This is a genomic window from Microbacterium sp. (genome assembly GCF_047606385.1).
In the GTDB taxonomy this organism is placed as follows: Bacteria; Actinomycetota; Actinomycetes; order Actinomycetales; family Microbacteriaceae; genus Microbacterium.
The window spans coordinates 43060-50735 of record NZ_JASGEL010000044.1; the positions used below are offsets into that span (position 1 = coordinate 43060).

At 70.4% G+C, this 7676-nt stretch carries 8 protein-coding genes; 5 read left to right on the forward strand and 3 right to left on the reverse strand.

Annotated features, from left to right (window positions below):
• Positions 1-107: 107 nt before the first annotated feature.
• From secY to QM626_RS05185, 5 genes are read left to right on the forward strand one after another with little or no spacing between them, the layout of a single operon-like run.
• The gene (gene secY / locus QM626_RS05165) at positions 108-1433 is read left to right on the forward strand and encodes a preprotein translocase subunit SecY (protein ID WP_415074670.1); all 1326 of its coding nucleotides are present in this window, start codon (positions 108-110) and stop codon (positions 1431-1433) included.
• Positions 1430-2020, forward strand: a complete 591-nt coding sequence (locus QM626_RS05170) for an adenylate kinase (RefSeq protein WP_415074672.1) — start codon at positions 1430-1432, stop codon at positions 2018-2020. Before secY ends, QM626_RS05170 begins: the two co-directional genes overlap by 4 nt.
• Positions 2020-2853, forward strand: coding sequence for a type I methionyl aminopeptidase (map, locus tag QM626_RS05175; RefSeq protein WP_415074674.1), 834 nt, complete (start codon positions 2020-2022; stop codon positions 2851-2853). The genes QM626_RS05170 and map overlap by 1 nt, the downstream gene beginning before the upstream one ends.
• A 7-nt stretch (positions 2854-2860) precedes the next feature.
• Complete coding sequence (locus tag QM626_RS05180) at positions 2861-3643, forward strand: DsbA family protein (protein ID WP_415074676.1); 783 nt, start codon at positions 2861-2863, stop codon at positions 3641-3643.
• A gap of 46 nt (positions 3644-3689) precedes the next feature.
• Entirely contained in the window at positions 3690-4556 is an 867-nt protein-coding gene (locus QM626_RS05185) for a GTP-binding protein LepA (protein WP_415074678.1), read from the forward strand.
• Here QM626_RS05185 and sigJ read toward each other — a convergent pair.
• From sigJ to QM626_RS05200, 3 genes are read right to left on the reverse strand one after another with little or no spacing between them, the layout of a single operon-like run.
• Positions 4529-5494 carry an RNA polymerase sigma factor SigJ gene (gene sigJ / locus QM626_RS05190; protein WP_415074680.1) on the reverse strand — a complete coding sequence of 322 codons (966 nt, stop codon included), beginning with the start codon at positions 5492-5494 and terminating at the stop codon, positions 4529-4531. The genes QM626_RS05185 and sigJ overlap by 28 nt on opposite strands.
• Entirely contained in the window at positions 5491-6672 is a 1182-nt protein-coding gene (locus QM626_RS05195) for an NAD(P)/FAD-dependent oxidoreductase (protein WP_415074682.1), read from the reverse strand. The genes sigJ and QM626_RS05195 overlap by 4 nt, the downstream gene beginning before the upstream one ends.
• Positions 6673-6729: 57 nt before the next feature.
• Entirely contained in the window at positions 6730-7338 is a 609-nt protein-coding gene (locus QM626_RS05200) for a glyoxalase (RefSeq protein WP_415074684.1), read from the reverse strand.
• Positions 7339-7676: the final 338 nt, after the last annotated feature.

Sequence of the window (7676 nt, forward strand, 5' to 3'; positions counted from 1 at the left end):
CGGCCCCCACTGTCGTTCCGGGCGAGTGCGCAGCCGCGGACAGGGTGGGCTAACCTGGACGTCTGTGCGTGCTGTGCGCGCCGGAACCTTTTCTGGAGGACCCCCACGTGTTCAGCGCTATCGCGCGTGTGTTCCGCACGCCTGACCTGCGGCGGAAGATCGCCTTCACCCTGGGCATCATCGTGCTCTACCGCCTCGGTGCGCACGTGCCGTCGCCGTTCGTCGACTTCACGAACGTGCAGGAGTGCCTCTCGGACTCCTCGAACACCCAGGGGCTGCTCTCCCTGGTCAACCTGTTCTCCGGCGGCGCGCTGCTCAAGCTGTCGATCTTCGCGCTCGGCGTCATGCCGTACATCACCGCGACGATCATCGTCCAGCTGCTGCGCGTGGTCATCCCGCACTTCGAGACCCTCTACAAGGAGGGGCAGGCCGGTCAGGCGCGGCTGACGCAGTACACCCGCTACCTCACGATCGCGCTCGCGCTGCTGCAGTCCACGACCCTCGTGACGGTCGCCCGCAGCGGCCAGCTGTTCGGCACCACCAGCTCCACGTCCTGCTCTCAGCTGCTGACCAACGACGCCTGGTGGGCGCAGCTGCTGATGATCATCACGATGACCGCCGGCACCGGCCTGATCATGTGGTTCGCCGAGCTGGTCACCGAGCGCGGCATCGGCAACGGCATGTCGCTGCTGATCTTCACCTCCATCGCCGCGCAGTTCCCGTCCGAGATGTGGACCATCTGGCAGTCCCGCGGCTTCGAGACCTTCCTGCTGGTCATCCTGGTGGGCATCGTCATCGTCGCCCTCGTGGTGTTCGTCGAACAGTCGCAACGGCGCATCCCGGTGCAGTACGCCAAACGCATGGTCGGGCGGCGCACCTACGGCGGCACGAACACCTACATCCCCATCAAGGTCAACATGGCCGGTGTCGTCCCCGTCATCTTCGCCTCGTCGCTGCTGTACATCCCGGCTCTGATCGCGCAGTTCAACCAGACTCCCGATGCGAACGGCGAGGTCGCCGGCTGGGTCACCTGGATCAACAACTACCTGACCAAGGGCGACCACCCGCTGTACTGGCTGCTGTACTTCCTGCTGATCGTCGGGTTCACCTACTTCTACGTCGCCATCACGTTCAACCCGGTCGACGTCGCCGACAACATGAAGAAGTACGGCGGCTTCATCCCCGGCATCCGCGCCGGCCGGCCCACCGCCGAGTACCTCGACTACGTGCTCACCCGCATCACGCTGCCCGGCTCCATCTACCTGGGCCTCGTGGCGCTCATCCCGCTGATCGCGCTGTCGACGCTGGGCGCGAGCTCCAGCTTCCCGTTCGGCGGCACCTCGATCCTCATCATGGTCGGCGTGGGCCTGGAGACGGTGAAGCAGATCGACGCGCAGCTGCAGCAGCGCCACTACGAAGGACTCCTCCGATGACGGCTCGCCTGCTGATCGTGGGGCCCCAGGGCTCGGGCAAGGGCACTCAGGGCGTGCGCATCGCCGAGACGTTCGGCGTGCCGGCGATCTCGACCGGCGACGTGTTCCGTGCGGCCATCAAGGACGGGACCGAGCTCGGCGCCCGGGTCCAGTCGATCATCGAGGCGGGAAACCTCGTGCCGGACGAGCTGACCAGCGCCGTCGTGCGCGAGCGGCTGGGCCAGGACGACGCGGCCGGCGGCTTCCTGCTGGACGGGTACCCGCGCAACCTCGGCCAGGTCGCCGACCTGGACGACTTCCTCGCCGCGCGGGACGAGGGGTTGGACGCCGTCATCGAGCTGGACGTGCCCCGCGAGGAGAGCATCGCCCGTCTCACGCTGCGCGCCGCCGAGCAGGGTCGCACCGACGACACTGAAGAGGTCATCGCCAAGCGGCTGTCGATCTACGAGACCGAGACCGCGCCGATCCTCGGCGTGTACGGCGAACGTGGTCTGGTCGCCCAGATCGACGGCGTCGGCTCGCTCGACGAGATCACCGAGCGGATCGTCACGGCGCTGATCGCCCGCGGCCTCACGCCGCTGTCCTGATGGTGCTGCGCCGGGGCATCTACAAGACGCCCGCTCAGCTGCGGGCGATGGTCGAGCCGGGGCTGATCACGGCCGCCATGCTGCAGGCGGTGCGCGAGCTCGCCACCCCCGGCGTGACCACGGGCGAGCTGGACGCCGCGGCCGCGCGGGTGGTGCGCGAGCGCGGCGCGCGCTCGAACTTCCAGCTCGTGCGCGGCTACCGCCACACCACGTGCGTGTCGGTGAACGAGCAGGTGGTCCACGGCATCCCCGGCAGCCGCGTGCTCGAGGCGGGCGACATCGTCTCGATCGACGCCGGCGCCGAGTACGAGGGCTGGAACGGCGACTCGGCGATCACGATCGTGATCGCCGACCCGTCCCGCCCCGAGCTGGTGGCCGCCCGTGAGGAGCTGTCGCGCGTCACCGAGCAGTCGATGTGGGCCGGGATCGCCGCGATGGCCACCGGGACCCACATCGGCGAGATCGGCGCCGCGGTCGAGGACCACGTGGTCCGCGCCGGCCACGGCTACGGCATCCTGCGCGACTACGTCGGGCACGGCATCGGGCGGCGGATGCACGAGTCGCCGAGCGTGTTCAACTACCGCACGCCCGACCCGGGGCCGCGGATCCAGCCCGGGCTGGTGCTCGCGATCGAGCCGATGATCGTCGCCGGGGGAGAGGACACCCTCGTCGAGGACGACGACTGGACCGTCTCCACGGTCGACGGCTCGGACGGCTCACACTGGGAGCACAGCGTGGCCGTGCACGATGGTGGTATCTGGGTGCTCACGGCACCCGATGGTGGGGCAGCGGGTCTGGCGCCGTTCGGCGTGCGCCCGCGCGAGATCGGATAGGACGGATATGGCTGCCGCACAGGGCAACCCGAAGGGCAAGGGGCAGGGAAACCGCCCGAACGGGCAGGGGAACCGCCCGGGATCACAGGGCAAGCGGCCCGGCACGCCGGTGCGCGGATACCGGCCGCCGGCGAAGAAGACGAACTGGTTCGCGATCTGGGTGAGCGTCGCCTCGGCGGTCGTGGTGATCGCCATCGTCGCCGCCGTCGTGCTGATCAACAACAAGTCGTCGGAGCCCGCCGTCGCCCCCACCGCGTCGAACATCGACACCAGCACCGGCTCGGTGAGCTTCGGCACGGGCTCGAACACCGTCGACACCTACATCGACTTCCTCTGCCCGTACTGCCAGCAGTTCGAGGAGTCCGAGGGCGACACCATCCAGCAGCTGATCGACGACGGCGAGATCACGCTGAACGTGCACCCCGTCACGATCCTCGACAACTACTCGTCGGGCACCTACTACTCCAGCCGTGCGGCCGGGGCGTTCTTCTCGGTCGCCCAGTACGACCCCGCGAGCGCCTACGCCTTCCTGACGGCGCTGTACGAGAACCAGCCCGAGGAGAACTCGACGGGTCTGACCAACGAGGAGCTCGTCCAGATCGCCGAGGACGCCGGCGTGAACATGACCGACGAGTTGGAGAGCAGCATCCTGAACAACGAGTACCAGTCGTTCGCGCAGGAGATGTCGGATTCCAGCGGCATCAGCGGCACCCCGACGGTGCTCGTCAACGGCACGAAGATCAGCGTCACCTACGACGCGCAGACCGACATCGTCGACCAGTTGAACTGACCACGCCGCTCCCATCGTGCGCCCGCACGGGCGCATGATGGGAGGCATGGCGCAGCCGACCTCCTCGCAGCGGATCCGCGAGCACGTCCAGCGTCTGGGCGAGCAGCATCCGCCCCTCCGGCTCGACGCGGTCGACCGCCGCATCCGCGATCCGCGTGGCGTCGCCGCTCGCTACGGCCATGTCATCGACTATCTCGCCCGCGTCGAGCTCGAGGTCGACCGCAACGTGCTCGAGCTGCTCGTGCTGCTGCCCGACGTCAGCGACGTCGACCGGATGTTCTATGCCGACGTCTGGCAGCCGCAGGAGATCCAGCACGGCCTGATCCTCGACCGTCTGCAGCAGGACCTGGGGCGCCCCGCCGCGGAGCCCCAGCTGGAGGTCTCCTACCGGATGAAGGTCATGGGCGCCCTCGCCCATCTCTCCGCCATCCAGGACGTCGCGCGCCTGCTGTACTACCTCACCGGCGCGAGCACCGAACGGCAGGCGGTGCTCGCCTACAACGTCATCCACGACGGAATGGTCGAGCTCGGCGAGACGGCCATCGCGGACACGATCATCGCGCCGATCCGCCGGCAGGAGCCCGGGCACTTCGCGTTCTACCGGATGAGCGCCACCGAGCTCGTGCACAGCGGGGCGCTCCGACCCTGGCAGCTCTATCTCGCGCGCGTGCTGCGGAAGAAGACGTACAACCTCGTGGGCACGAACGGGCAGGATCGCTACCGCGCGCAGATGGGCGGCGTCGCGGCCGCCCTCGGCTTCGACAGCGACCTGGTGAAGTACGCCCGCGAGGTCGGCCGCATCGAGGCGCAGCTGCTGTGGGCGCACGAACAGGGGATGGAGTTCCCGCCGTACGTGCTCGCCGCCCTCCGGGAGAGCATCGACCTCTACCGGGAGCGCGGCTTCGTCGGCTGACCGCCCGCCGCCCGCACGGCGTCGAGGTCGGCCAGCGGTCCCAGCGCGGGCACCAGGTGGCGCAGCTTCTCCGGGTTGACCACGCCGTGGATGGCGGCGATCCGCCCCTCCCGCACATCGAGCGACATGACGCCGACCACCCCGCCGCCGACGGGGAGGTCGGCGAGGATGACCACGCCCGCCCCGCCGTTGATCGCGCGCGACTGGATGCGGACGGGGAAGACCGCGCGGCGCCGGAACGACGCCAGCAGCTTGGAGACCGCCTCGATGCCGCGCACGGGCCGGCTGACGGCGTATCCGGGGGGCACCTTCCCGCCGCCGTCGGCGGTGGCGACGACGTCCGTGGCCAGCAGGGACACGAACTCGTCGACCGAGCCCGACTCGACCGCGGCGATGAACCGGGCCACGAGCCGCTGCTGTCTCGCGGCGGACGCCGGATACCGCGGCACGCGCCCGGACACGCGTGCCCGCGCCCGCGACACCAGCTGTCGCGCCGCCGCCGGCGAAGGTCGGTCGAGCACCGACGCGATCTCGTCGTAGGAGTAGTCGAGCACGTCGTGGAGCAGGAAGGCGGCCCGTTCGCTGGGCGTGAGCGTCTCCAGCAGCACGAGGAACGCGAAGGACAGCTCCTCGGCGAGCTCGGCATGGCCCGAGGTGTCGGCGGCGCCGTCCAGGAATCCGCCGACGAGCGGTTCCGGCAGCCATTCGCCCACGTACTCCTCTCGCCGGGCGCGCGCCGATCGCAGCTGGTCGACGGCCAGGCGCGTCGCGACCGTGGTGAGCCACGCCTCGGCGTTCACGGGCTGCGCCGCCGGGTCGAGCCGCAGCAGCCGCTCGATCGCCGACTGCGCGACGTCCTCGGCGTCGACCACCGAGCCGAGCATGCGGTACGCGGCGCCGAAGGCGACGCGATACAGCGACTCGGAGATCTCGGTCATGACTCGATCATCTCGCGGCGGCCCTCGGCCTGCGCGGGGACGTGAGCGCGTCGCACGGGCGAGTAAGGCCCGGGATGACGGGCCACGAACAGGTTGCCCCGGTGCACGTACTCCTTCACGAACCGCGCCGCGCGACCGGTGACGATCCGGTCGGTGGGGCGACCGTCCGGCGTCAGCCACTGCAGCAGGGCGTCGTGGCGCCCGAGGCTGATGCACTCCGCGAAATAGCGGCCCGCGAACGGCGCGGCAGTCGCGCCGGCGAGCTCCTCGGCGATCCTCTGCGGAGCGGCCAGCGCCATGAGGGCGCCCGTACGGCAGCCCATCTTCAACGGCACGCCGTCGGGGCCGGGCACCCGGGCGGCGTCGCCGATCACCCACACGTCCCGATGCGAGAGGGAACGGAACGTCGCGTCGACGCGCGCGCGGCCCCGCTCGTCGACGTCGAGACCCGCCGCCGCGAGCAGCGGGTTCGCCCGGAAACCGCCCGCCCAGAAGGTGAGCGCGGAGGGCAGTTCGCGCCCGTCGGCCATGATCACGGCGTCCTCGTCGACGCGTGCCACGCGGCCGACCTCCGAATCGATGCCGAGACGATCGAACGCCCGAGCCAGGTGGCGTCGCGCGGGCGCGCTCAGCCAGTGGCCGGCGACGCGCGAGCTCGCGATCGTGATCCGGAGCCGCGGATGCGACTCGGCGATCTCGGTCGCGAGCTCGATGCCCGTCAGACCGCCCCCGATCACGGTGACGCGGGCGTCGTCGGCGAGCCCGGCGAGCGTCTGCGCCGCGGCCTCGATGGACGCGACATCCGTCAGGCTGTGCGCATGCTCGTGCACGCCGGGCACCGGGCCGACGTCGATGACGCTGCCGAGCGCGACGACGAGGGAGTCGTAGCGCAGCTCCTCGCCGCCGGCGAGCACCACGGCGTGCCCTGCCAGGTCGATGCGCTCGACCCGGCCGATGGTGAGCCCGACGCCCGACCCGCTCAGCGCATCGGCGATCGACAGCAGCGGATACCGCTGACCGGCTGCCAGCTGGTGCCAGCGCATGCGCTCGTCGCGCACCGCGTTGCCGGTGACGAGGGTGACGGATGCCTCGTCCTCCCGTATCCGCCGCGCGAGCCGTCCGGCGGCCACGATGCCGGTGTAGCCGCCGCCCAGAACGATGATCCGATGTCTACTCATACCAATCCGACGAGACACGGGGGCGGACTGTGACAGGCGTCGCCGGATGCGTCGGGCTCAGGCGGACGCGGCCTCCCAGACGAACCCGTCCGGATCGGTGAACGATCCGGCGTCGCCGCCGATCACGAGCCGGTGCGACCCGGTGCCGTCGGGGGCGACACCGGCGTTCTTGGCGAGGGCGGCGCGCTTGATGAGCGCGAGCCTGACGGGTCCGGTGTCGAACTGGACGTACGTGCGGCCGTAGCTCTTGGCCACGACCAGGCCACGGTCCGCGCAGAACTGCCTGGTCGCGGCCACATCGGTCACGCCGAGCTGGAGCACGAAGTCGTCGACCTGCCGGGTGGCGGGGCCGGTGTCCTTCTTCGACGAGGACGCGAGCGTCCAGATCGTGCCGTCGGGCGCCTGGACGACGCCGCCGTAGCCCCACAGCGACTTCGCCGCCGGTTTCACCACGGTGGCGCCGCCATCGACGGCGCTCCCGACGAGAGCGTCGACGGTGCCGGGCTGAGACACGACCAGCGACAGGGTGAGTCCCCGGAAACCGGACGTCGGCTCCTGCGATGCCCGCACCCGCACCCGGCCGAGGCCCTCGAAGGCGGCGGCGTAGAAGGCTTCGGCCGCCGACGGGTCTGCGGCCTCGACGGTGACGAACTCGATCGTGGTCATATCGGCACGATAGCCCGCGCCGACGGAGCCGGCTTCTCGAATCCTGATCGATCCGACGCGTCGATGTCGGAGGCCGGTGGGACACTTCTCGCAGGTCGGGAGAACACCTCTCCCGATCACGGATGATCCGCCGAGTGCCCCGGCGGAGAGGCGGCGCGACCACGTCGCCTGGCATGAGACGAGGGCACGATGCGTGGCGATCCATACGTGGGTTTCAGTGACGGCGATCTCGCCGAGCTGGCGCAGATCGTGCGGGACGTCGAGGCCGCGCAGGCCGCGGCAGCGGCGGCGCAGGCCGCGCAGACCCGGGCTCTGGCCCGCGCGTCCGGGCTGGCGGA

Coding starts and splice junctions, on each gene's coding strand:
- QM626_RS05180 (WP_415074676.1), top strand. CDS start 2,861: ATGGCTGCCGCACAGGGCAACCCGAAGGGCAAGGGGCAGGGAAACCGC.
- QM626_RS05200 (WP_415074684.1), bottom strand. CDS start 7,338: ATGACCACGATCGAGTTCGTCACCGTCGAGGCCGCAGACCCGTCGGCG.
- map (WP_415074674.1), top strand. CDS start 2,020: ATGGTGCTGCGCCGGGGCATCTACAAGACGCCCGCTCAGCTGCGGGCG.
- sigJ (WP_415074680.1), bottom strand. CDS start 5,494: ATGACCGAGATCTCCGAGTCGCTGTATCGCGTCGCCTTCGGCGCCGCG.
- QM626_RS05195 (WP_415074682.1), bottom strand. CDS start 6,672: ATGAGTAGACATCGGATCATCGTTCTGGGCGGCGGCTACACCGGCATC.
- QM626_RS05185 (WP_415074678.1), top strand. CDS start 3,690: ATGGCGCAGCCGACCTCCTCGCAGCGGATCCGCGAGCACGTCCAGCGT.
- QM626_RS05170 (WP_415074672.1), top strand. CDS start 1,430: ATGACGGCTCGCCTGCTGATCGTGGGGCCCCAGGGCTCGGGCAAGGGC.